General features: G+C 29.8%; 24 protein-coding genes, 1 tRNA gene, 1 pseudogene and 1 other annotated feature. Of the genes and pseudogenes, 2 read left to right on the forward strand and 24 right to left on the reverse strand.

The genetic code is table 11. From position 1 onward, the window contains the following. Positions 1 to 152: 152 nt before the first annotated feature. Together ACLUJM_RS04330 and ACLUJM_RS04335 are read right to left on the reverse strand one after the other, a co-directional pair. Positions 153 to 842, reverse strand: a pseudogene (locus ACLUJM_RS04330) (thermonuclease family protein). Between the two features lie 18 nt (positions 843 to 860). Next, entirely contained in the window at positions 861 to 1,535 is a 675-nt protein-coding gene (locus ACLUJM_RS04335; protein WP_294685705.1) for a glucosaminidase domain-containing protein, read from the reverse strand. Between the two features lie 116 nt (positions 1,536 to 1,651). Between ACLUJM_RS04335 and ACLUJM_RS04340 the strand changes: the two genes are divergently transcribed. Continuing rightward, positions 1,652 to 1,727: transfer RNA gene (locus ACLUJM_RS04340), tRNA-Thr, on the forward strand. 33 nt (positions 1,728 to 1,760) lie between these two features. Next, positions 1,761 to 2,648, forward strand: coding sequence for a DegV family protein (locus ACLUJM_RS04345; protein ID WP_412412281.1), 888 nt, complete (start codon positions 1,761 to 1,763; stop codon positions 2,646 to 2,648). A 16-nt stretch (positions 2,649 to 2,664) separates the two neighbouring features. Here the strand turns inward: ACLUJM_RS04345 and ACLUJM_RS04350 are convergent, their stop codons facing one another. From ACLUJM_RS04350 to ACLUJM_RS04455, 22 genes are all read right to left on the reverse strand, one after another. Then, positions 2,665 to 3,588, reverse strand: a complete 924-nt coding sequence (locus tag ACLUJM_RS04350; RefSeq protein ID WP_412412282.1) for an RluA family pseudouridine synthase — start codon at positions 3,586 to 3,588, stop codon at positions 2,665 to 2,667. Beyond that, positions 3,585 to 4,262, reverse strand: coding sequence for a uracil-DNA glycosylase (locus tag ACLUJM_RS04355; RefSeq protein WP_412412283.1), 678 nt, complete (start codon positions 4,260 to 4,262; stop codon positions 3,585 to 3,587). The genes ACLUJM_RS04350 and ACLUJM_RS04355 overlap by 4 nt, the downstream gene beginning before the upstream one ends. Continuing rightward, complete coding sequence (gene lspA, locus ACLUJM_RS04360; RefSeq protein WP_412412284.1) at positions 4,262 to 4,708, reverse strand: signal peptidase II; 447 nt, start codon at positions 4,706 to 4,708, stop codon at positions 4,262 to 4,264. Before lspA ends, ACLUJM_RS04355 begins: the two co-directional genes overlap by 1 nt. Before the next feature lie 8 nt (positions 4,709 to 4,716). Then, complete coding sequence (locus ACLUJM_RS04365) at positions 4,717 to 5,493, reverse strand: YlmH/Sll1252 family protein (protein ID WP_412412285.1); 777 nt, start codon at positions 5,491 to 5,493, stop codon at positions 4,717 to 4,719. Between the two features lies 1 nt (position 5,494). Then, positions 5,495 to 5,767, reverse strand: coding sequence for a YggT family protein (locus ACLUJM_RS04370; RefSeq protein ID WP_294685697.1), 273 nt, complete (start codon positions 5,765 to 5,767; stop codon positions 5,495 to 5,497). Continuing rightward, positions 5,764 to 6,249 carry a cell division protein SepF gene (locus tag ACLUJM_RS04375; RefSeq protein ID WP_412412286.1) on the reverse strand — a complete coding sequence of 162 codons (486 nt, stop codon included), beginning with the start codon at positions 6,247 to 6,249 and terminating at the stop codon, positions 5,764 to 5,766. Before ACLUJM_RS04375 ends, ACLUJM_RS04370 begins: the two co-directional genes overlap by 4 nt. Before the next feature lie 9 nt (positions 6,250 to 6,258). Then, positions 6,259 to 6,939, reverse strand: coding sequence for a YggS family pyridoxal phosphate-dependent enzyme (locus ACLUJM_RS04380; RefSeq protein WP_412412287.1), 681 nt, complete (start codon positions 6,937 to 6,939; stop codon positions 6,259 to 6,261). Beyond that, a complete protein-coding gene (locus ACLUJM_RS04385) occupies positions 6,939 to 8,096 on the reverse strand; it encodes an HlyD family efflux transporter periplasmic adaptor subunit (protein WP_294685693.1) in 1,158 nt (385 codons plus the stop codon). Before ACLUJM_RS04385 ends, ACLUJM_RS04380 begins: the two co-directional genes overlap by 1 nt. A gap of 37 nt (positions 8,097 to 8,133) precedes the next feature. Next, the gene (locus ACLUJM_RS04390; RefSeq protein WP_412412288.1) at positions 8,134 to 9,360 is read right to left on the reverse strand and encodes a peptidase U32 family protein; all 1,227 of its coding nucleotides are present in this window, start codon (positions 9,358 to 9,360) and stop codon (positions 8,134 to 8,136) included. Between the two features lie 46 nt (positions 9,361 to 9,406). Then, positions 9,407 to 10,051, reverse strand: coding sequence for an O-methyltransferase (locus ACLUJM_RS04395; RefSeq protein WP_412412289.1), 645 nt, complete (start codon positions 10,049 to 10,051; stop codon positions 9,407 to 9,409). Next, entirely contained in the window at positions 10,044 to 10,382 is a 339-nt protein-coding gene (locus ACLUJM_RS04400; RefSeq protein WP_412412290.1) for a YlbF family regulator, read from the reverse strand. Before ACLUJM_RS04400 ends, ACLUJM_RS04395 begins: the two co-directional genes overlap by 8 nt. Before the next feature lies 1 nt (position 10,383). Beyond that, the gene (locus ACLUJM_RS04405; protein ID WP_412412291.1) at positions 10,384 to 12,051 is read right to left on the reverse strand and encodes a ribonuclease J; all 1,668 of its coding nucleotides are present in this window, start codon (positions 12,049 to 12,051) and stop codon (positions 10,384 to 10,386) included. Then, positions 12,052 to 12,504: a Fur family transcriptional regulator gene (locus ACLUJM_RS04410; protein ID WP_110058108.1), complete on the reverse strand. Its 453-nt coding sequence runs from the start codon at positions 12,502 to 12,504 to the stop codon at positions 12,052 to 12,054. Next, positions 12,504 to 12,746, reverse strand: a complete 243-nt coding sequence (locus ACLUJM_RS04415) for a DUF1292 domain-containing protein (RefSeq protein WP_412412292.1) — start codon at positions 12,744 to 12,746, stop codon at positions 12,504 to 12,506. Before ACLUJM_RS04415 ends, ACLUJM_RS04410 begins: the two co-directional genes overlap by 1 nt. 2 nt (positions 12,747 to 12,748) lie before the next feature. Further along, positions 12,749 to 13,162, reverse strand: coding sequence for a Holliday junction resolvase RuvX (gene ruvX, locus ACLUJM_RS04420; RefSeq protein WP_412412293.1), 414 nt, complete (start codon positions 13,160 to 13,162; stop codon positions 12,749 to 12,751). A gap of 51 nt (positions 13,163 to 13,213) precedes the next feature. Continuing rightward, the gene (locus tag ACLUJM_RS04425; protein WP_094205556.1) at positions 13,214 to 13,480 is read right to left on the reverse strand and encodes an IreB family regulatory phosphoprotein; all 267 of its coding nucleotides are present in this window, start codon (positions 13,478 to 13,480) and stop codon (positions 13,214 to 13,216) included. 12 nt (positions 13,481 to 13,492) lie between these two features. After that, on the reverse strand, positions 13,493 to 16,114 hold the full coding sequence (gene alaS, locus ACLUJM_RS04430) for an alanine--tRNA ligase (RefSeq protein ID WP_412412294.1): 2,622 nt from the start codon (positions 16,112 to 16,114) through the stop codon (positions 13,493 to 13,495). A gap of 10 nt (positions 16,115 to 16,124) precedes the next feature. Then, positions 16,125 to 17,312 (reverse strand): AI-2E family transporter, encoded by a 1,188-nt coding sequence (locus ACLUJM_RS04435; protein ID WP_154271169.1) that lies wholly within the window; start codon positions 17,310 to 17,312, stop codon positions 16,125 to 16,127. Between the two features lie 2 nt (positions 17,313 to 17,314). Then, positions 17,315 to 17,722, reverse strand: coding sequence for an RrF2 family transcriptional regulator (locus ACLUJM_RS04440; protein WP_154271170.1), 408 nt, complete (start codon positions 17,720 to 17,722; stop codon positions 17,315 to 17,317). Positions 17,723 to 17,828: 106 nt separating this feature from the next. Next, positions 17,829 to 20,237, reverse strand: coding sequence for a leucine--tRNA ligase (gene leuS / locus ACLUJM_RS04445; protein WP_154271171.1), 2,409 nt, complete (start codon positions 20,235 to 20,237; stop codon positions 17,829 to 17,831). Between the two features lie 37 nt (positions 20,238 to 20,274). Beyond that, positions 20,275 to 20,455: a binding site (T-box leader), on the reverse strand. A gap of 47 nt (positions 20,456 to 20,502) precedes the next feature. Further along, positions 20,503 to 21,888, reverse strand: coding sequence for an asparagine--tRNA ligase (asnS, locus tag ACLUJM_RS04450; RefSeq protein ID WP_094224595.1), 1,386 nt, complete (start codon positions 21,886 to 21,888; stop codon positions 20,503 to 20,505). Further along, positions 21,885 to 23,180 (reverse strand): replication-associated recombination protein A, encoded by a 1,296-nt coding sequence (locus ACLUJM_RS04455; RefSeq protein WP_412412295.1) that lies wholly within the window; start codon positions 23,178 to 23,180, stop codon positions 21,885 to 21,887. Before ACLUJM_RS04455 ends, asnS begins: the two co-directional genes overlap by 4 nt. Between the last annotated feature and the right edge of the window lie 7 nt (positions 23,181 to 23,187).

Here is a 23,187-nt window from a genome sequence, read left to right on the forward strand (position 1 = left end):
CGCCCTAACCAACTAGGCTACATCCACCATAGCCTCAATTGACTACTTTATAAGTATACCATACTAAAATATGTTTGTCAAGCTTTTGTAAAATATTTTTCAAGCAAACTTGACTTTATTATTATAGCATCGTGTATTGAATTTTGCAAGTATTATTTTGAAGCCTTGGAAAATCCTTCGTCTTGTGCTTCCTTTTCTGTTGCAAAATATTTTTCTCCTTTTTTTAAATTAATTTTAACATCTTTATAACTTTCTTGATTAGGCATATGATATATCTTAAATCCTTTTTTGTTGATATTTCCTTTAATCATTCCTCTTCCTTTAGAGTCTGTGTATTTTATATATAAATTTGGATCATTTACATAAAAATCTTTCCAGAAACCTTTTTTGTTATCTCTTGCATATTGTTCTGCTTTTTTTAATCTTTCTAAGTATTTTTGATTCGTTGTTTTGGTATATAATTTTGCCATACCTTCTTTCAACAATTTCTCGTTTATAAATTCATCATCTAAGAACAAATATCCAAGTTTTCTGTCGTAAACATCTTATTTTTCATCATCGTATTCTAATCGAACTTTTTTATTTTCTAATAATTGTTTCGTATATTCACTTGCTGTTTTACCCTGTTTAACATTACGCCTTTCATCCATTGCCACGCTTTCTGGTGTATCAATACCAATTAGTCTTACTCTTGTTTTCTTTCCATCTATATTTAATATTACTGTATCTCCATCAACTACTCGAACTACTTCATATAAATTATTTTGATTTTGTGTTTGAATTAATTTATCACAACTCGACAATGATACTATTATTAATAATCCTATAAGAAATTTTTTCATTTTTTAATATCACCTTTTTTATTTATAGCTAGATAATATTTTCTCAGCTATTAGAATCATGTGATTGTTTACTTTTTCTCCCCAATTTTTGTCACTTGCATAGTTTTGGTTCATAGCATAAGAATTATATCCTTTAAAATACTTTCCGTTATCACTAAGATACAATATCTTAATCTTCTTGCCGATATCTTGTATTCCCTCATCTAATGAATCGTACTGGCTAGCTCCATTGTATGGATTGGAATCGACAGCATTAAACCCGAATAAATTATTTTTGTCCTTTGCTATTCTGCTTTGTCCAAAATCAGATTCGTGGTTTGCTATAGCTAATAGATATAACGCGTTAACTCCGTATTTCTTTTCTACTTTTATAAATGAATGTGCATTTCCCTTTAAATCAGTTCCTTCTAATGCAACTTCTAGCATTCGTTCAGATATTTGAGATTTATGAGTTGGATAAAATATGTTCTCTTCAGTTATTTTAAGAGCACCCACTTTTTTAAATTCTTTCAAATCTTCTTGTAATTTGTTTAATGTTTTCATTTCATTATCTTTTAATTCACTTTTTTCATGTGTGATTTGTTTGGAAAAAGAAAAATAATTTCCAGAATAATTTATGATTAAGCATGCACAGAAAACTATCATAAGTATGAAGATTCCGACTCTTTTTTTCATTATTTTTTTGTTTTTCATTCTGCCTCCTAGAATATGAATAGTATTTTATCACAGTTTTTAGAAATTTCCCATTGATTTTCATTATTATAATAATCTTGAATTATTGTATTCTTAAGCTTATAATAAATATATATGCTGTTGTGGCTCAGTTGGTAGAGCAATTGATTCGTAATCAATAGGTCGGAGGTTCGATCCCTCTCAACAGCACCAATTATTAAAACAAAAACTTATCTGGAGGTAAGAATGTCTATAAAAATTATAACTGACTCTGCTTGTCAACTTGCAGGCTCAAATGAAAACGAAAATTTAATTATACTTGATATGCCAGTTATTAGCTCTGATAAAGAATACATAGAAGGAAAAACAATTAATTCTAACGATATGTTTTCTAGAATGAAAAATGGCGAAGTTTTTAAAACAAGTCAAGTTCCATACAAAGTTTATTATGAAAATTTTAAAACAGAATTAGAACAAGGAAATGATGTAATATGTATAACATTATCCAGTGGATTAACAAGTACATTTCAAACTGCTACAATGGCAATGAACGCATTATTAGAAGAAAACAAAGACTATAAGATAATGGTTAAGGATTCTCTTTGTGCTTGCGCTGGAGAAACTTCCGTTATTAATAAGGCTCTTAAACTTGTTGAGTTGAATTATACATTTAAAGAATTAGATGAAAATTTAGATGAGATTTTTGCTTCACAAGAACACATATTTACTGTTACTAATTTAGAGTATTTGTATCGTGGAGGAAGATTATCCAAGACTCAAAAAGTAATGGGTTCATTATTAAATATAAGACCAATAATGAGTGTGGATAAAAATGATGGTAGCCTATACGTTGTTGAAAAAGCACGTGGCGAAAAACAAGCTTTTGCTAAAATCAAAAACTTAATGGCTGAAAAATGTAACAACGATGTTAATTTGAATCAAACTCTTTATGTTTGCTATGGTGAAAATGAAGATGAAGCAGATTTATTAATCGAAAAAATAAAAGAAGATTACGAGTTCAAAAAAATAGTAAAATATCCGTTAGGATGTGTTATAGGCGCTCATATCGGTCCAAATCTGCTAAGTATTTATTTTAGTAACAAAGATTTGGGAGACGAACTATCAGAAGTATAAAAAACAACCTTCTAAGTTATAACTTAGAAGGTATTTTTGTGTAATCTAGTTTTGTTTTGTTGAGAGCTGTGATAAAATCTGGTTTTAATTTCCCTATCACATTTATTTTTTCATGAGTTTGTGGATGAATGAACTGAAGATTGTATGCATGAAGAACTTGACTATTCAATAAGATTTTTTCTTTTTTTAATCCATATAGTTTATCTCCTAAAATAGGATGATGAATATAATTCATGTGGACTCTTATTTGGTGGGTTCTTCCCGTTTTAATTTGAACTTTGACTAGCGAATAATCCTCATTATAATCCAATCTTTTGTAGTAAGAAATGGACAATTTTCCTTCATCGAAAATCATCATTTTTTTTCTATCTTTTGGATTTCTGGTCATATGTTTTTCAATTGTACCACTTTCATCAATTTTCCCATGTACGATACATAGATATGTTTTTGTAATTTCATGATTTTTTATAATTTCTTTAAGTTTTAAATGTGTATCGTTGTCTTTTGCAATTATTATAAGTCCAGTGGTATCCTTGTCTAATCTGTGAACAATTCCCCTTCTATAATCTCCATCAACATCACTCAAATTATCAAAATTATACATCAAATAATTAACCAAAGTATCAGAGTAGATTGTTTCTGTTGGATGAACTATAATATTTTTATCTTTATTAATAACCGCTAAGTACTCATCCTCATACACCACATCCAAATCGTGTTTTTGTGCTCTTATGGTCTTATCTTCTTTTTCATAATCGAATTTGATTTTATCGTTTGAGTTTAACTTGTAGTTTTTCTTCTGAGCTTTATCATTAACCAAAACTTTTTTATCTTCAATAAATTTCTGAATTTCGCTTCTAGATAATTCCATTTCATTAGCTAGGAAAACATCTAATCTAGTATTTTGATTAGAATCGTCAATTAAAAATTCGTATATCATATATTTTCAATCTTCCAGTCAATTGGTTCAAGTCCATTGTCTTTCAAATAATCGTTGGTTTTTATGAAATGGTTACATCCAAAAAACCCTCTATTCGCTGAGAAAGGAGAAGGATGTGGAGATTCTAAAATAAGAGCATCCTTGCTTTTGATTAAATCTTTTTTCATTCTTGCATTGTTTCCCCACAATATAAATACTATAGGTCTGTTTGAATTTCCTAATAATTCGATAATTTTATCGGTTAAAATTTGCCATCCAATTTTTGAATGAGAATTTGGTTTGTTCTCAATTACTGTAAGGGAAGTATTTAATAATAAAACTCCTTGCTTGGCCCATTTCATTAAATATCCATTATTTGGAATTGGATAACCAAATTCATTTTGCAATTCCTTGTAGATATTAATCAATGAAGGTGGCGTTTTAACGTTTGGTTTTACAGAGAAACTAAGTCCATGAGCTTGATTAGGATTGTGATATGGATCTTGCCCTAAAATCACAACCTTACAATCTTCAAATGGAACTAATCTTAACGCTTCAAAAATATAATTCATATCTGGATATACTTTGTAATTTTTATAGTCGTGAATTAAAACTTCCCTAATCTTTTTGTAGTAATCTTTGTCCCACTCATCTTTCAATAATTCATCCCAACTATTTCCTATATTTACACTCATTAATTCTTTCCTTTTAAACTAAATATCACAAGCAATATACATGACACAACAACAGCTATATCTGCCACATTGAACACAGGGAAATCATAGTTAAATGGTAATCTTACAGAAATAAAATCTATAACATAACCTCTGAAAATCCTGTCGATAAGATTTCCCAATGCTCCTCCGAGAAGTAGCCCGTATATTACTTTTTCAAAACTCATCAAACTTTTATAATTTTTGAATATATACACAATAACACATCCAATAATCAACAATGTTATTATCATCAATATCATTTTCTTGTTTTCAAGAATTCCAAATGCTGCCCCTCTATTTTCAAGGTATGTTAGCTTCAAAAATTTGTCAAATATAACAATGTCTCCACTTTTTAGAGAAATCGCCATGTATTTTGTTAAATTATCCAAGCCAATTACCAAAATCATCATTAAAATAGTAACCATATTTACTCCTAAATGTATTTTATATATTTAATTCTCATTTTATCTTTTTTTGTACTTCCCAAAAATTCCTGGAATCTGAATCTCCCATATCCTCTGATAGAAACAAGAGAATTTTCTTTTACTGATTTGCTAGTATTAGTTATAACCTCGTAATCAAGTTTAATTTTCTTGTTTTTGATCATAATTTGAGCATCTTTTCTTGAAATATTTGCCATTTCAGAAACAAAACAATCCAATCGTTCTGAGTTAATAATACCAGTAAATGATTCGTACTTTTCATCATCTTTTTGAATATTTTCATCAATTATAGATGTATAAATGTTAAATTTTTTTATCTTCGTCAAATTTAAATTCAAAAAATTAACCATCGTATTTGTAGCACACACATAAAACTTTCCATTATGCATAAAAATATCTCCGATTTTTTCTCTATTAATACCTAAATTTAACACTGCTCCTAAAATATCCCTATGAGATATTTCTTGTTCTGTCTGAATTTCAAGAATTCCAATATAATCATAAATATTGATATACTCTTCTGAGTAACAATATCTATCCCACATTATAATAACACTATTTTCGCAGTTAATTGGGCAATTTGTAACCTTATAATCTACATCATTTTCAGTGTTTAATATCGAAATAGCATACTCTATTTCTTTAGGATTCATAAAATCAGTTACATAAATAGTTTTTGTCCTTTTAACTGAAATAAGACTATCAATAAATCTATCGATAGTCTTTTTAATTTCTATATCTTGAATGTAATTTAATTCATAACTCATATTAAATCAATCCTATTATTAAAGATTCAATTATTTGAAGAAATAATAATGTGACTAGTGGAGACCAATCTATAATTCCCCTGTCAAATCCTAATACATTAAGTAATTTCTTAGCTGGATACATTATATAATCAGTGATTAAATAAAATGAATCTACAAGAGAATTATTCCTTGGTACATTTAATATTGATATAATAACTCTAATAAAGATTGACCATTCAATCAACTTGAAAATCGTTAAGAAAAAATTTACAATACTAAATCCATTTATCATAATTGGAAAAATCCATTATTTTTTGTAATTTGATCTTTGATTTTACCGTCGATTTCTACTCCTTTTGGAACCAGAACGAAAATATCCTTAGTTACTTTTTGCATTTTACCATCAAGAGAGTAAATAGCTCCACTTACAAAATCAAATATTCTTTGTTTTACATCTTTTTCAAGCATTTCAATATTCAATACAGCGACTTCATTTTTTAAGATAACATCTATTACTTTTGGTGCATCATCGAAACTAATTGGTTCATGAATATTAATTTTAACTCTATTTAAAGGTTTTGATTCCACAGGTTTAGTTGCAGAATTGTTCATGCTTACTATATTGTTTTTAGTTTCGTAATTTGTTTTTTGTTCGTAATCATTTGATTCAGATTCAACATGATCTGATTCATCATAATAGTATTGGTCATCGTAATATTCGTCGTAATCGTCCTCTACCCCTACTAATTTTTTAAATGAATTCATAAATGACATAATGTCCTCCTAATTATAATTTCTTTTACCAAAAATAAAGCTTCCCACTCTTACCATATTGCTTCCTTCTTCAAGTGCAACTTTGTAATCGTGACTCATACCCATAGATAAGTATTTCATTTCTATATTTTTGTATTCTGTATTTTTTATTTTATCATAAATTTCTCTCATTTTCTTGAAAACCCATCTTATTTCTTCTGGATCTTCGGCAAATGGAGCTATACTCATTAATCCTTTAACTTTTACATATTCATACTTTTCAATTTCTTCAATAAAAGAATCCAAATCATCTAAATACAAGCCAGATTTTTGTTCTTCTTCTGCAACATTTAATTGAATTAAACAATCTTGTGGTTTATTAATTGCAGAAGCTCTTTTTTCGATTTCTTTCAAAACACTCATTCTATCCAATGAATGAATTAGACATGCTTTACCAACTACATCCTTTACTTTATTAGATTGTAAATGGCCTATCATATGATAATTAACACTATCTTTTAATTCATCGTATTTCCAGCTCATTTCTTGTGGTTTGTTCTCACCAATATCAGTTACTCCACAATCGATAGCTTCTCTGATTCTTTCAATATCCACAGTTTTAGTAACTGCAATAAGTTGTGGCTTTTCTCCGTGTGATGCAAATTTTTTTAAGTTATCATTAATTTCATTAAGATTATCTTTGATACTCATTATTTTAAAAGTTCCCCCTCTTTAACAAACCTTGGATTTTTGACGATGTAATCGTACAACTCCAACGTTTTTACTTTTCTGTTATTAACATCAATCTCTCCATCAGTACCCGTTGAAACATATGCAAATTTATCATCAGCTTTCAAAACTTTAACTGCTACAAATTTAATTATTCCTGTTTCTTTTTTGATGTAAACACCTTCTATCGAATCTTTTGTAAGAATTGATTTCTTCGGTATTTTGAATACCTTTGTTTTCTTGTCGATTACAGTTATAGGAATAAATCTTTTGTTTATCAAATCATTAATACCATCATTCATATCACAAACTATAGTTATGATACCATCATTTTGTTTAATATCCTTGATGTGAGCTGAATAATTGTTTTTCCCAAATGTAATTTCTATCTCATCATTAGCCTTCAAGTTTCTGTTGAACTTAGAACTTTCGACATCAAACAAAAGTGACAAATTCATACTATCTACAATAGATAAGCCCTTCATGCTATAATTTTCATCTAAATCTCTTAAATAAAAATCATTTCCGATAATATTTGAAGAATTGTAACCTACTAAGTTCTCATAATTATCAACATCGCTGTTTATCACTCCACTAACAGTCGTTTTAACAGTTGTAGACTTTGAGTTTAAAACCTCTTTTAGTATTTCTAACTCTTTTTTTAAATGAAAATACTCTTCTTCTGTGATATTTTTCTTTTTATCGTACTCTACCAAAAACTTATCATCAAAATTTCTGTTTCTAATAGAATTAGACAAAGTTTTTATATCTGTATCTTTAATTTCAAAATTTTTTGTAGTTTTGTCACTATGATTTATTTCCAAATCATTGAGTTTATCATCAATATATTTTGTACTCATCTGTAAATTAACTTCTTTTGGAATGTTTATTACATTTGAACCTACTGGATACTTTACTTTCTCAGCTACTTTTGTTTCCACATCGTTCAAATAAATGTACTCGTCTTTTAACACAAGGGCATTTACATTGATTTCGTTTTTAATTTTGGAAATATCATTCACAAGATATAGATTTTTTTTAAAGAAAAAACCCACTAAATTGTGAACAATAAATACCAATACTAAAACAGAAATACAAATTATAAAAATTTCTTTTTTGTTTAATCGCTTCGTTTTCATATTCTGATTATATCACAGTATAATTTACATTCCAAAATTAATTATCGCTCTTTTTTCTCATCATTGAGTTCGGTTGAAGCTTTTCGTCAATCTTAATTTTAAATATTTGTTGTGCTTTATTAGCTACTTCAATTTCCTTCATATTTTCATCATACAAAGTGTCGATTTTGGTAGTTATAAATCCATCCTCTGGTCCAAATATTTCCACTTCATCGCCTTTGAAGACTCTGTTCCTTTGCTCAAAAGTTGCAATTTTAGTTTCTTCATTGTAATCCAATAATAAACCAACAAAATCATATTTTCTAATGTATGATGATGATTCATACAATTGATCATTTTCATCTGGTTTCTTTTCAAAAAATCCCGTAGTAAAATCCCTATAAGAAACCTTTTTGATTTCATCTAAAAGACGTTTAGCTATAGATTCGTCAAATTCATTATTGTAATATTTATCTATGGCAATTCTGTAACTTCTAACTACAGTAGCAACATAATATTGGCTTTTAACTCTACCTTCAATCTTCAAACTATCCACACCATATTCTATCAATTTATCCAAGTGTTCAATCATGCACAAATCTTTTGAATTGAAGATAAAAGTTCCCCTATCATCTTCTTCTATTGGAAAATATTCCCCAGGTCTTTTTTCTTCAACTAATCTATATTTCCATCTGCAAGCTTGTGCACAGTCGCCTCTGTTTGCATCTCTACCAGTCATGTAGTTACTTAATAGGCATCTTCCCGAATAAGACATGCACATCGCTCCGTGAACGAAACATTCTAATTCACAATCAGGAATATTTTTTTTGATATCTTGAATTTCTTTTAAAGATAATTCACGTGCCAGTACAATTCTTTTTATACCTTGATCCATCCAATATTTTACAGTTCTAAAATTTGTCACTGAAGCTTGTGTAGACATGTGAACTTCAATATCTTGATTTATACTTCTAATAATAGAATAAATTCCCGGATCAGAAACTATCAATGCATCCACTTTTAAATCTATCAAATTTTGAATGTATTCTTCAATTCCTTCCAAATCTTCATTGTGGGCTAATATGTTCATAGTTATATATATTTTTTTGCCTCTACTATGAGCGTATTCAACCGCTTCTTTCATATCGTCCAATGTGAAATTTTTAGAAGCAGTTCTCAATCCATAATCTGGACCTGCCATATACACCGCATCTGCGCCATAATCAATGGCTGTTTTTAATTTATCCAAATCACCTGCTGGTGCTAATAATTCAACTTTTTTCATTTAATCTCCTCAAAAATAGCCGGAAATCATTGACTTCCGACTTTTTCTATTTTAATTTAGTTATACTCATTCCATCGTCTATTGGTATTATAGTTGTATCGTATTTTGAACTGTCAGATATAATTTCTAAAAACTCACGTAATCTCTTAACTATTGTGATTTTTCTGTGTCTATGTTCATAGAATTCTTTCTCACATACCATTCCTCTAAACAAAACATTATCGCATACAATAACAGAATTTTGATTAGACAATCGAACAGCTTCTTCAAAATATTTAATATATTGTCCTTTTGCAGCATCAATAAATATCAAATCAAATTTTGTAGTTAAATTTTTCATTACTTCATATCCATCTCCAAAAATTAAGTTAATATCATCATAGCCATATTTTTTGAAGTTTTCTCTAGCAAAATTCTCATTTTTTTCGTAGTTTTCAACTGTGGTAATCTTCGCATCGGGACATGTTTTTTTCATAATAATTGAACTATAACCAATAGCTGTGCCAATTTCTAAAATAGATTTTGGTTGTTCCATTAATAAAATCATCTTTAACAATTGTCTAACTTCAGGCTCAACAATTGGTATATGATTATCTTTAGCAAATTTTTCTAATTCTAAAATAGTCTCATCGTTGCTTTTAGATAGTTGTCTCAAATAATCTTGTAGTTGTTCATTTACAATACTATTCATCTTCTAATCTTATGCCACTTTCTAATGCATCATACACATCTTTTAAAATCATAGAAAATCTTGCATCAGCTTGCAAATAAGCTGCTATTTCGTGATTGGTCATTATTATGTTTTGTAAACTTTGTAGTTTTTTCATATCTTCAGGATCTTCTGTTCCTGTTTGTTGAATCTTTAATTGATATTCAAAAAGATGTTTTTTGAAATCATCTATCATATTCTTATTGCTTTCGCTTTTTTCATAAACTTCCTTATGAAGTTTTTTTAGTTCTTGAAATTCTGAAGAATTATTTAACATTTGTGCTAATTCTTCAGCTTTTTTCTTATATTCCATATTATACCTCCATAATTACTGGCAATATCATTGGATTTCTTTTTATTTCTTGATATAAGAATTTCTTTAATGATTCTCTAATATTATGTTTAAGAGTAGACCAATCATAAATATTTTTCGTGTAACACTCGTCTAAAACTTTTTGAACAACAGATTTACATTCTTCCATTAAGTCATTGTTTTCTTTGACATATACAAATCCTCTTGAAATTATATCTGGTCCTGCTACAACTTCTTTATTTCTTGCATCTAACGTAATTACTACTACAATAAGTCCATCTTCTGATAAGTGTCTTCTATCTCTTAAAACAACATTTCCAACATCGCCTACACCTAGTCCATCTACTAGAATGTTGCTTGCAAACTTTGTATCTACTAAATTAATGCTTTTTCTTGTAAATTCTATGGTGTTACCATTATCTGCTATCACTATATCTTTTTCTTTCATTCCCATATCCAAAGCCAAATTTGCATGACATTTTAAATGTCTCATTTCACCGTGAAGTGGAACAAAAAATTTAGGCTTTACTAAAGAATGCATCAACTTCAATTCTTCTTGACAAGCATGTCCACTTACGTGAACATCAGCTAATGATGAATAAATAACCTTAACTCCCATTTCCATCAACTTATTGATAACTGAGCTAACTTGATTATCATTACCAGGAATTGGTGTCGCAGATAAAATAACTGTATCAGTAGGATCCAAATGAACTTTTCTGTGCGTTCCATTTGCCATTCTTGTCATTGCACTCATAGGTTCTCCTTGAGAACCTGTTGTTAATAGCACAATTTCATTAGGTTTGTATTTGTTAATATCATTGATATCAATTATTGTTTTTTCATTAACCTTAATATATCCTAATTCTCTTGCGACGTTAACAGTGTTAATCATCGATCTTCCAGACAATGCTACTCTTTTATTAAAATGTTCCGCTGCAGAAATCACTTGTTGAATTCTATGAACATTGGAAGCAAAGGTCGCCACAATAATTCTAGCAGGTGCATCGTCAAATAAATTAATAAATGTTTTTCCAACACTTTTTTCGCTTAAAGTATAGCCTTGCCTTTCAACGTTTGTACTATCTGCAAAAAGTGCTAATACTCCCTTGTTACCTATTGCTGCTATTCTACCGAAATCCATTCTATTATTATCAATTGGAGTATAATCTATCTTAAAATCTCCTGTAAAGAATAAAACTCCAACAGGTGTTGTTATAGCTAAACTTGCAGCATCTGGAATTGAGTGACAAACTTTCACAAATTCTACGCTAAATGTACCTAATTTAATAGATTTTCTGTAATCAACAGTATGAAGTGATTTTAGGCTTAATTTATGCTCCAATATTTTATTTTCTAAAAGTCCCATAGTAAGTTTTGTACCATAAACGGGAATATCTAATTTTTTTAATACATAAGGGATTGCTCCAATATGGTCTTCGTGACCATGAGTGATTACAATACCTCTAATCTTTTCTTTGTTTTTTTCAAGATAAGAAATATCTGGAATTACTATATCTACTCCCAACATTTCTTCATCTGGAAATGTCATCCCACAGTCTACAACAATAATATCGTCTTTATACTCAATTACTGTCATATTCTTTCCGATTTCGTTAAGTCCTCCTAGTGGAATAACTTTTAATTTATCAATATTCTTTTTTGCCATTTATTTCTCCTCATTTTTTATTTTTTCTTGGCAATCAGAACATATTCCATAAAACTTTAAATCGTGGTTTTGGATATCAAAGTTGTAATCCTTGCTAATTTGCTTTTCAATATCTTCTAACAAATCGTATTTAACTTCATCCACTTTACCACAATTTGTGCATATAATATGGTGGTGATGATGATCCTCATCTTCATCAACTAATTCATATCTGTATCTTTTATCATCAAAATCTAACTTATAAACTAAGTTTAGTTCTTCAAAAATCAATAAAGTTCTATAAACCGTAGCTATACCTATTTCCGGATCTTTTTTACTAACTATCTCGTTTAATTCTTCCGGAGATAAGTGTGAATCCATATTTTCTAACAATGCTTCAAAAATAACTTCCCTCTGTTTAGTGACTTTGTATCCCGCATTGATTAGTTTAGTTTTCAATGTTTCTATGTTCATTATTGCTCCTTTTGTGAATTCATTAAATCTTCATAGACTTGGATGGCATCGTTTAATTCTTTTTCATCCTCTAATCCAATGAATTCAACTTGTTCATCATTTTCAATATATTTCAAAATAACATTCTCACCATTTGATATATCTTCTAATATACAATAATTATCTTCATCCATACCAAATGTATTGATTATTTTAAATTCTTTTTCATTATTATTTTCATCATATAATTTTATTGTTTCCATAATCATCTTCCCATATCCAAATAAGTTTGCAGAATGTAAGTTGCTGCAACACTATCAATTACATCTTTTCTTTTTTTTCGTGAGACATTCTGTTCTATTAACACCCTAGTAGCGCTAACAGTAGTCAGTCTCTCATCAACATATACAATTTCTAAATCTGTGTGTTTCCTTAATTCTTTTACAAATGTTTTTACTTTTTTAGCTTGAGGGCCAACAGTATTATTCATGTTTTTGGGTAGACCTACTATAATTTTAGTAACGTCTTTTTCTTTAATTATATCATTTATAATTTCTATATCTTCGATTTTACTTTTTCGTTTGATAGTCATTAAAGATTGTGCAGTCAATAAAAAAGGATCACTTATAGCTACCCCTATAGTTCTATCCCCCACATCAAGTCCAATATATCTTTCCATATCTTATTAATATTTTGAGAGCTGTTACAAGTAACAGCTCTACATAATCCTTTATTTATCTATTTCGTTCAAATAAACTTCTAACATTTCTCCTAATAAATCATCTCGATCGATTTGTCTAATCAAATTTCTCGCATTATTAAAGCTTGTAATGTAAGTAGGATCACCTGATAATATATATCCAATAATTTGATTTTTAGGATCATATCCTTTTTCCTCTAAAGCTTGGTAAACTTTCTTCAAAGTTTCCTTTATTGATTTCTGTTCAAGTTTTGATGCTTCAAATCTAACCGTATGGTTTAAATCCTTACCTTCCATTTTTTGCCTCCTTTAAGCATTAATTTTTGATCTTACTGTTTCAATTCCCTTTTGTAGTGCTTCATCAACTTTAGAGTTATCTTTTGCACCAGCTTGTGCAAAATCTTTACGTCCGCCGCCATTTCCACCGCATACTTTGGCAACTTCTCTTACAATGTCCCCAGCAAATACACCTTTCTTAACTGCTAAGTCCGTAACTAAAGTTATAAATGATACTTTTGATTCATCTGAATTAGCTAGTATTACAACACCATCTTCTAATTTTGATTTAATATTTTCTCCAAAATCTCTAAAAGAATTATTGTCCAACCCACTTAACTCAAATATACAAACTTTTGTGCCGTCAATGTCTACAGCATCCTCAATAACTGAATCAATATTTGAAGATAAATCCTTATTTGTTATATCTTTAAGTTTTTTCTTCAATTCTTTAATTTCTTCAGTGTTCATTTCAATTCTTCTTGTGATTTCATCTTCATTAGTTGCCTTTAACGAATGCTTAACAATATCAATCAAACTATCTCTATCTTTTAAATATTTGTATACTGCGCGACCAGTAATTGCTTCAATTCTTCTGACACCTGCAGCTACACTTGATTCAGAAAGTATTTTCAACATTTGAATGTCACTTGTTGTCTTAACGTGAGTTCCTCCACATAATTCTTTAGAATAATCTCCCATTTGAACAACCCTTACAACATCTTGATACTTATCTTCGAAAAGACCTCTAGCTCCAATTGATTGAGATTGTTCTAATGACATTTCATCAATTTTTACAGGAATACCTAAAGCTATTTTTTCATTGACAATTTGTTCAACTTTTTCTAATTGTTCTTTAGTAACTGCTTCAAAATGTGTAATATCAAATCTTAATCTTTCTCCATCAACATAAGAACCTGCTTGATTAACGTGATCTCCTACAACATCCTTTAATGCTTGATGCAATAAGTGTGTAGCAGAGTGATTTTTCATAATATCTCTTCTATTAAGTTCATCTACTTCGATTGTAACTTTATCGCCTACATTTAAGCTTCCTTCGATAACTTTTACGTAATGCAAGAATACTTTCTTTCCAGTTTTTTTCGTGTCGTAAACTTCAGCTTTGAAATTATCATTATAGATAATTCCCTTATCACCTACTTGACCTCCACCTTCTCCATAGAAAGTTGTACGGTCTAATACTATTATACCCATATCTTCAGCATTTAAATTATTATCATTTTCACCGTAGATTTCGATAACTTCACTTTCATCTTTTAAGGAATCATATCCATCAAATTTTGTTTCAGGAAGTCCTTCGCCATATTTTTTGTCAGAAGACCAACCCATGTTAGATTCATTTCTTGATCCTCTAGCTCTTTGTTTTTGTTCTTCCATTAACTTTTTGAATTCATCTTCATCTACAGTTTTGTTGACTTCACCAACCAATTCCTTAGTTAAATCTATAGGGAATCCATAAGTGTCATATAATTTAAATGCATTTTCTCCACTAAACACATCTGATTCAGTTTCTTTTAGCATAGAATCCAAAATACTCAAACCTAAATCCAAAGTTTCTTGGAATTTCTTTTCTTCAGCATTAGCTATTTTTACAATTCTATCTCTTTCTTCTTTTAATTCAGGATATCCAGATTCATAAACTTTAATGCAAGAATCTATAACTTTTTCTATAAAACTGTCGTTTATTCCCAACAATTTTCCGTGTCTACAAGCTCTTCTTATAAGTCTTCTTAGTACATATCCTCTTTGCTCATTGCTTGGAATAACACCATCATATATTAAAAATGTCATGGCACGTACGTGGTCAGCAATAATTCTGATTGAAACGTCGTTTTGATGATTTTCTTTGTATTTTACGCCTGAAATTTCTTCAATAGTTTTGATTATATCTTTTACAAGTCCAATTTCAAAAATATTATCAGCATTTTCCAAAACCATTGTAATTCTTTCAAGACCCATACCAGTATCTATGTTTGGATGAGCAATTCTTTCGTATTTTCCGTCAGCAGTTTTGTTAAATTGTGTGAATACCAAATTCCATACTTCCAAGAATCTTTCGCCCTCATCACCAGGTTTTGCATCTTCTCTAGGGTCAAATTCAAATCCTCTGTCTACGTGAATTTCAGAACATGGTCCACAAGGTCCTTGATCTAATTCCCAGAAGTTATCAGCTTTTCCTAATTTAACAACTCTTTCTGGACTTACTCCTACTTCATTTACCCAAATATTATAAGCTTCTTCGTCTTCTTCATATACAGTTATCCACAATATATCTTTTGGAACTTCTAATTCATTTGTTAAAAAGTCCCAAGCCCATGTAATGGCTTCTTTTTTAAAATAATCTCCAAAAGAGAAATTACCAAGCATTTCAAAAAATGTACCATGTCTTTGAGTCTTTCCTACTTCGTCAATATCTGCTGTTCTGATACATCTTTGTGAAGATGTTGCCCTGTCTTTTTTTAATTTTTTCTCACCTGTAAAATACTTTTTCAAAGGTGCCATTCCAGCATTTATAAGTAAAAGACTTTTATCATCTTGTGGTATAAGAGGAAATGATTTGATAACAAGATGTCCTCTTTCCCCAAAATAATCTAAGAATTTTTTTCTAATTTCATTTAAACCGTAATCTTTCATTATAACCTCACTAATTTTTAAAAAACATTTTAATCTTATCTTTAAAATGTAAATATAATATTTTAACTGTAGCAACGAATGGAACTGAAAGAATCATACCTACAACTCCAAACATTCCTCCACCTATAATCAAACTAACAATTACTAACAATGGATTAATTCCAATTTTTGAACCTAATAATTTAGGAGCTAGAATATTATTTTCAACCCATTGAATAGAAACAAACACAATTACTACAACTACTGCTTTTAATGGACTGTCCAAAAAAGCCAAAATAAAAGCTGGAGTAACCGCTATAAAAGGACCAATATATGGAATAATATCGCCTACCATAGTAAGTATTCCAATTATAATTGCAAAATCGACTTTCATAATGATTAAGGCAATCGCAGTCAATACTCCCACAAAAATCGCCATAATCAATCTGCCGCGAATAAATTCACTGTAAGCTTTATCCATATCAGAACATATATTAAAAAATTTATCTTTATTCTCATTTGGTATGAATCCCATTATAAAGTCAATGCATTTTTCTTTATCTAAAAGCATATAAAAGCTTACAACTGGAACTAAAACAATTCTAAGTAAATTACTAAATATATTTCCCGTAACATTTCCTGTTTGGGATAATTTGTCCAATATTGAAGTTTGGATAGTTCCAAGCTTTTGATTAATTGTTTGCATTGCGTTGGACATAATTTTGCTAACATTCGGATATTCCTTAAATATTTTATTGTTAAGAGCATTTAATTTCACAGATATATCCGACATAAAGCCAGGTAAGCTTATTATCATTTTTTTAATTTGTTGTATAGTTTGTGGAACAACAATCATCCCCAATAAAATAATCAAAAGGATTACTATAACGTAAATGATTAAAATAGCTATTGACCTTTTAACTCCTTTGTTTTCAATATGTTTTACCAAAGGATTTATAATATATGAAAGCACTATTCCTATCAATAAAGTATTAATTGTATGATATATGATTGGATATTTTGAAAATAAAGCTGCAATTCCTAGCAATATAAGTATTAATATGGTAGTCTTTTTTATTTTATGAAAATTAAATACAATTTTGTATTTTTCGTCTACTTTACTATTTCCCACAGTAATTAGAAAATAAGTTCCAAAAACCATGAAAATAATAGTTATAAATATTAAAGCGTTACGCAAAAATTCAGAACTAATAAGCATATCTATTTCTCTTTGCTAATTAAATCTTGCAAACTCACGTTTTTAATGCTGTTAATCATATCATCGTGCATTTGAGTCCAAATAAGCCTAGATGGACAAGTGTCTTCTCTTGAACAAAGTCCGGAAACTGCAGAACATTCTGTCACTCCAAAAAATTCTTCTAAACACTCCAAAATTTCAGCTACTGAAATTTCTTTTGGAGATTTTTTCAATAAATAACCGCCTTGTACACCTCTAACTGAAATCACTAAATCTTGTTTTTTCAATTCTCGTATAAGTTGTTCTAAATAATTATTACTCAGTCCTGTGGCTTTAGATATTTCATTCAAACTAACTGGATTATCTCCATATTTTTTGCCTAAATATATCATAGCCGCAAGTCCATATCTTCCTCTCGTAGATAATCTCATAAGCCCTCCTATTTATGATAAATTTTATCATAGTAAAATAGTTGTGTAAATATCCTATTGCAATAATAATAGTAGATTAAGAAAACTCAATCTACTATTACCAAAATTATTTTACAATTATATTAAAAATTCTACCTTTTACATAAATTTTCTTAACTACGTTTTTGCCTTCAAGATATTTTGCTACAACATCATCTGCAATAGCTTTTTCAAAAACTTCATCTTCAGAAGCATCTCTAGATATCTCTACAGTTGCTCTTAGCTTACCATTTACTTGGATAGGAAGCTCTATTACATCCAAAATAGTTTTCGATTCGTCATATTCTGGCCAACTAGCTTCGTGAACATATCCTTCATATCCCATTCTTTGCCAAATTTCTTCTGTGATATGAGGACAAACTGGATTTAATAATATCAAGAATATCTTGAATTGTTCTTCGGAAATTTTATCTAAGTTGTTGAATTCATTCAATAATGTCATAAGTTGAGCGATTGCTGTATTAAATTTCAAGTTTTCATAATCTTCTGAAACTTTTTTAATAGTTTGATGAACCAAAGTTTCCATTTTTTCAAAATTAGAATCTCCATCAACTAATTCTTGCGTTCTCCAAACTTTATCCAAGAATTTTCTGCAACCTTTAACACCATTTTCAGACCAAGGAGCTGATTTTTCAAAATCTCCAATGAACATTTCATAGCATCTCAAAGTATCTGCACCAAAATCTCTGACGATATCATCCGGATTTACAACATTACCACGAGACTTACTCATTTTTTCATTGTTGTCGCCTAAAATCATTCCATGGCTAGTTCTCTTCATATATGGTTCTTTTGTAGGAACTACTCCAATATCATACAAGAATTTGTGCCAAAATCTTGAATACAATAAGTGAAGTGTAGTGTGTTCCATTCCACCGTTATACCAGTCAACTGGAACATAATAGTCCAAGTTTTCTTTACTTGCTATCGCTTCGTCGTTGTGTGGATCAGTATATCTCAAATAATACCAAGAAGATCCTGCCCATTGTGGCATAGTATCAGTTTCTCTGACAGCATCTCTACCGCATTTTGGACATTTTGTATGAACAAATTCATCTATATTAGATAGTGGTGATTCTCCATTATCTGTAGGTTCATAATTATCAACCTTAGGCAATACTAGTGGTAAATCTTTTTCTTCCAATGGAACCCATCCACAATGTTCACAGTAAACCAATGGAATTGGTTCTCCCCAATATCTTTGTCTAGAAAATACCCAGTCTCTTAATTTATAATTTGTTTTCTTGTGACCTATTTCTTTTTCTTCAATGTATTCATACATTTTTTGTTTTGCTTCGTCTACACTCAAACCATTTAAAAACTCAGAATTAATAAGATTTCCTTCATTAGTTTCAGTGAATGCAGAATTTTCTATGTTGGATCCTTCAATTACAGGAATCATTTCAATGTTGAATTTTTTAGCAAATTCGTAGTCTCTGTCATCGTGAGCAGGAACTGCCATAATAGCACCTGTTCCATAAGTCATCAATACATAATCTGATACATAAACAGGAATTTCTTTGTTAGTCAAAGGATTAATCGCTGTTAATCCATCAATTTTGTATCCTGTTTTTTCTTTAGATAAATCTGTTCTTTCCAATTCGGATTTCTTAGCAACTTCTTGTCTGTAACTTCTGATTTCTTCGATGTTTTTAATTCTATCACTATATTTTTCAATCAAAGGATGATCAACTGAAATAACCATATAAGTTGCACCAAATATAGTATCTGCTCTTGTTGTAAAAACAGTAATTTTTTCGTCAACTTCTTTTATTGAAAAATTAATTTCTGCACCGTATGATCTTCCAATCCAGTTGATTTGTTGCGATTTTATTCTATCCAAATAATCGACATCTTTTAAATCATCTATAAGTCTATCAGCGTATTCAGTAATCTTAAGCATCCATTGATTCTTAACTTTTCTGATTACTTCACCGCCACATCTTTCGCAGTGACCGTTAATTACTTCTTCATTTGCAAGTCCTGTTTTACATGAAGGACACCAGTTAATTGGCATTTCCTTTTTGTAAGCAAGTCCTTTTTTAAACATTTGGATGAAAATCCATTGAGTCCATTTATAGTAGTCTGGGTCTGTTGTATTTATTTCTCTGTCCCAATCAAAAGAAAAACCTATTGATTGCATTTGTCTTTTGAAGTTTTTGATGTTGTTTTCAGTAACAATTTCTGGTCTTATTTTATTTTTAATAGCAAAGTTTTCTGTAGGAAGTCCAAATGCATCCCAACCCATTGGATATAAAACATTATATCCTTGCATTCTTCTTTTTCTTGAAACGATGTCCAATGCAGTGTATGGTCTTGGATGACCTACGTGTAGTCCTTGTCCAGAAGGATAAGGAAACTCTACCAATGCGTAGAATTTTTCTTTTGACTTGTCATCAGAAGTCTTGAAAGTTTTGTTTTCTTCCCAAAATTTTTGCCACTTTTTCTCAATTGAATTCGGATTATATCTATCCATTTTTACCTCCAAATAATAAAAAATTCGCCTCTTACATAGAAGAGACGAAATAAAATTCCGCGGTACCACTCTTATTGGTTAATCCCACTCAAATCTTTAACGCAGATATACGAATATTCTATTAATAAACAAGTTCAATAATCTCAAATATTGATTCACACCAACCATCAATTCTCTGAAAATTTTTAATTATTTACTACTTTTATTCAAATATTATTATAAAAACTTATTACTATGATATCACATCACAGAATTAAATTCAATATTAGTATTCACAATGTCCAACAGTTCTTGGGAATGGAATGACATCTCTTATGTTTGACATTCCTGTCATATACATTACCATTCTTTCGAAACCTAATCCAAATCCACCGTGCTTAACTCCACCGTATTTTCTTAAATCAAGATACCATTTGTATTCTTCTTTGTTGAATCCTAATTCATCCATTTTCTTATCTAACAATTCGTATCTTTCTTCCCTTTGGCTTCCACCAATTAATTCACCAATTCCTGGAACTAAAAGGTCTGTTGCTGCAACTGTTTTGTTGTCGTCGTTAAGTCTCATGTAGAATGCCTTGATTTCTTTTGGATAATCAGTAACAAATACCGGCCCGTCAACAACTTTTTCACTCAAATATTTTTCGTGTTCTGTTTGTAAATCCATTCCCCATTCAACAGGATATTCAAATTTTTCTCCTGATTTTTGTAAAATTTCAACAGCTTCAGTATAAGTTAATTTTTTGAATGATTTATTGGCAACTTTTGTTAATCTTTCAATTAAGTTCTTGTCTACAAAACTGTTGAAGAATTTTATTTCTTCTTCACAATTTTCCATAACATCTTTTATGATATATCTAACCATATCTTCAGCCAAATTGCATACATCATCCAAATCAGCAAAACATATTTCAGGTTCCATCATCCAGAACTCTGCAGCATGTCTAGGAGTATTAGAGTGTTCACTTCTGAAAGTTGGTCCAAATGTATACACATTTCTAAATGCTAATGCGTAAGCTTCTGCTTGTAATTGACCACTTACAGTTAAGTTAGTAGATTTTGAGAAGAAATCTTGTGAAAAATCAACATTTCCATCGTCATCTTTTGGAATATTATCTAAATCTAATGTTGTAACTCTGAACATTTCTCCAGCGCCTTCAGCATCACTACCTGTTATTATTGGAGTATGAACATATACAAATCCTCTTTCATTAAAGAATTTATGAATAGCAAATGCCAATCTACTTCTAACTCTAAATACAGCATTAAATGTATTAGTTCTTGGTCTTAAATGTAATATTGTTCTCAAAAATTCAAAAGTATGTCTCTTCTTTTGAAGTGGATAATCATCTGTAGATTCCCCTTCAACTATAATTTTTTCTGCTTGAATTTCAAAAGGTTGTTTAGAATTTGGAGTCAAAACTAATTTACCTACGACAATAATTGCTGAGCTTAATTTTAACTTTTCACTCTTTTCAAAATCTTCATTATCTTTTCCTACTACTATTTGAACCGGATTGAAGAAAGTTCCGTCGTTTAGTTCAATAAATCCAACATTCTTACTAAATCTTGAGTTTTTAATCCAACCTCCAACTTCAACTTCTTTGTCAGAATATTTTTCGTAATCTTTAATTAAATCTCTAATTAATATCATTCTTTACTCCTCATTTTTTTATATATTTTGCTTTCATATCCAATATCTTTTGGATCGTAATATTTTTGATTTTTCAATTCGTCTGGTAAATATTGTTGATACGAATCATCATTATGTGGATATTTGTACCCAATTCCTCTGTCCAATGATTTTGCCCCACTGTAGTGTGCATCTTTCAAATGACTAGGAACATCGTAAATCTTGTTTTGGCGAATATCTTCCAAAGCCTTGTCAATTGCGACATAAGACGTATTCGATTTCTCGCTAGATGCAAGATAAATTACCCCATTCGATAAATTTATCCTACATTCTGGTAATCCTATCAAATTAACAGAATTGAACACATTGATAGCTACAGTCAAAGCTTCAGGATTTGCCAAACCAATATCTTCTGATGCGAAAATCACCATTCTTCTAGCGATGAATTTGGGATCTTCACCGCTTTCAATCATTCTTGCTAAGTAATACAAAGCTGCGTCGATATCAGAACCTCTCATAGATTTAATGAATGTCGATATTACATTATAGTGATCTTCTTCTTTGTCATATTTTAACACAGGTTTAAATACAGAATTTTTTATCACATCTTCATCTATGATCAAACATCCATTAACTTGGTCTGTGCTTTCGACCGCAATTTCCAAAGCATTCAAGGCACTTCTTGCATCTCCATTTGCAGAATTGACAAGAACATCAATAGCTTTTTCATCCATTTTAATATTCTTTTCTTTAAGTATCTTGTCTTCTGTAAGTGCGTTTTTTATAATATGTTTTATATCAATATCAGTCAATGGTTTTAACTCAATAATTTGACATCTCGATAAAAGAGCTTTATTTACTTCAAAAAACGGATTTTCTGTTGTAGCGCCTATTAAAGTGATGGTTCCGTCTTCAACATACCCTAACAATGCGTCTTGTTGTGATTTATTAAATCTATGAATTTCATCGATAAACAAGACTGTCTTTTTGTTATACATACTTAAATTATTTTTGGCAGTAGAAATAACTTCCCTAATATCTTTAACGCCACTCGAAATAGCTGATAATCGTTCAAACAGAGAGTTTGTTTGATTTGAAATTATTTCTGCCAATGTTGTTTTCCCAGTTCCTGGTGGCCCATAAAAAATCATAGAGGGAATTTTATCAGCTTTTATTAATCTATTTAAAAGCTTTCCTTCTCCAACAACATGTGATTGTCCAAAATATTTATCCAAACTTTTAGGTCTAAGTCTATTTGCTAATGGTGAACTATTTTCTTTTTGCAATTGTAAATTATATTCAAATAAATCCAAAATATTT

The organism is Finegoldia sp., from assembly GCF_046991905.1.
Taxonomy (GTDB): domain Bacteria; phylum Bacillota; class Clostridia; order Tissierellales; family Peptoniphilaceae; genus Finegoldia.

Excerpts from the sequence above, each read along its gene's own strand:
- ACLUJM_RS04335 (WP_294685705.1), bottom strand. The coding sequence starts at position 1,535 with ATGAAAAACAAAAAAATAATGAAAAAAAGAGTCGGAATCTTCATACTT.
- ACLUJM_RS04345 (WP_412412281.1), top strand. The coding sequence starts at position 1,761 with ATGTCTATAAAAATTATAACTGACTCTGCTTGTCAACTTGCAGGCTCA.
- ACLUJM_RS04350 (WP_412412282.1), bottom strand. The coding sequence starts at position 3,588 with ATGATATACGAATTTTTAATTGACGATTCTAATCAAAATACTAGATTA.
- ACLUJM_RS04355 (WP_412412283.1), bottom strand. The coding sequence starts at position 4,262 with ATGAGTGTAAATATAGGAAATAGTTGGGATGAATTATTGAAAGATGAG.
- lspA (WP_412412284.1), bottom strand. The coding sequence starts at position 4,708 with ATGGTTACTATTTTAATGATGATTTTGGTAATTGGCTTGGATAATTTA.
- ACLUJM_RS04365 (WP_412412285.1), bottom strand. The coding sequence starts at position 5,493 with ATGAGTTATGAATTAAATTACATTCAAGATATAGAAATTAAAAAGACT.
- ACLUJM_RS04370 (WP_294685697.1), bottom strand. The coding sequence starts at position 5,767 with ATGATAAATGGATTTAGTATTGTAAATTTTTTCTTAACGATTTTCAAG.
- ACLUJM_RS04375 (WP_412412286.1), bottom strand. The coding sequence starts at position 6,249 with ATGTCATTTATGAATTCATTTAAAAAATTAGTAGGGGTAGAGGACGAT.
- ACLUJM_RS04380 (WP_412412287.1), bottom strand. The coding sequence starts at position 6,939 with ATGAGTATCAAAGATAATCTTAATGAAATTAATGATAACTTAAAAAAA.
- ACLUJM_RS04385 (WP_294685693.1), bottom strand. The coding sequence starts at position 8,096 with ATGAAAACGAAGCGATTAAACAAAAAAGAAATTTTTATAATTTGTATT.
- ACLUJM_RS04390 (WP_412412288.1), bottom strand. The coding sequence starts at position 9,360 with ATGAAAAAAGTTGAATTATTAGCACCAGCAGGTGATTTGGATAAATTA.
- ACLUJM_RS04395 (WP_412412289.1), bottom strand. The coding sequence starts at position 10,051 with ATGAATAGTATTGTAAATGAACAACTACAAGATTATTTGAGACAACTA.
- ACLUJM_RS04400 (WP_412412290.1), bottom strand. The coding sequence starts at position 10,382 with ATGGAATATAAGAAAAAAGCTGAAGAATTAGCACAAATGTTAAATAAT.
- ACLUJM_RS04405 (WP_412412291.1), bottom strand. The coding sequence starts at position 12,051 with ATGGCAAAAAAGAATATTGATAAATTAAAAGTTATTCCACTAGGAGGA.
- ACLUJM_RS04410 (WP_110058108.1), bottom strand. The coding sequence starts at position 12,504 with ATGAACATAGAAACATTGAAAACTAAACTAATCAATGCGGGATACAAA.
- ACLUJM_RS04415 (WP_412412292.1), bottom strand. The coding sequence starts at position 12,746 with ATGGAAACAATAAAATTATATGATGAAAATAATAATGAAAAAGAATTT.
- ruvX (WP_412412293.1), bottom strand. The coding sequence starts at position 13,162 with ATGGAAAGATATATTGGACTTGATGTGGGGGATAGAACTATAGGGGTA.
- ACLUJM_RS04425 (WP_094205556.1), bottom strand. The coding sequence starts at position 13,480 with ATGGAAGGTAAGGATTTAAACCATACGGTTAGATTTGAAGCATCAAAA.
- alaS (WP_412412294.1), bottom strand. The coding sequence starts at position 16,114 with ATGAAAGATTACGGTTTAAATGAAATTAGAAAAAAATTCTTAGATTAT.
- ACLUJM_RS04435 (WP_154271169.1), bottom strand. The coding sequence starts at position 17,312 with ATGCTTATTAGTTCTGAATTTTTGCGTAACGCTTTAATATTTATAACT.
- ACLUJM_RS04440 (WP_154271170.1), bottom strand. The coding sequence starts at position 17,722 with ATGAGATTATCTACGAGAGGAAGATATGGACTTGCGGCTATGATATAT.
- leuS (WP_154271171.1), bottom strand. The coding sequence starts at position 20,237 with ATGGATAGATATAATCCGAATTCAATTGAGAAAAAGTGGCAAAAATTT.
- asnS (WP_094224595.1), bottom strand. The coding sequence starts at position 21,888 with ATGATATTAATTAGAGATTTAATTAAAGATTACGAAAAATATTCTGAC.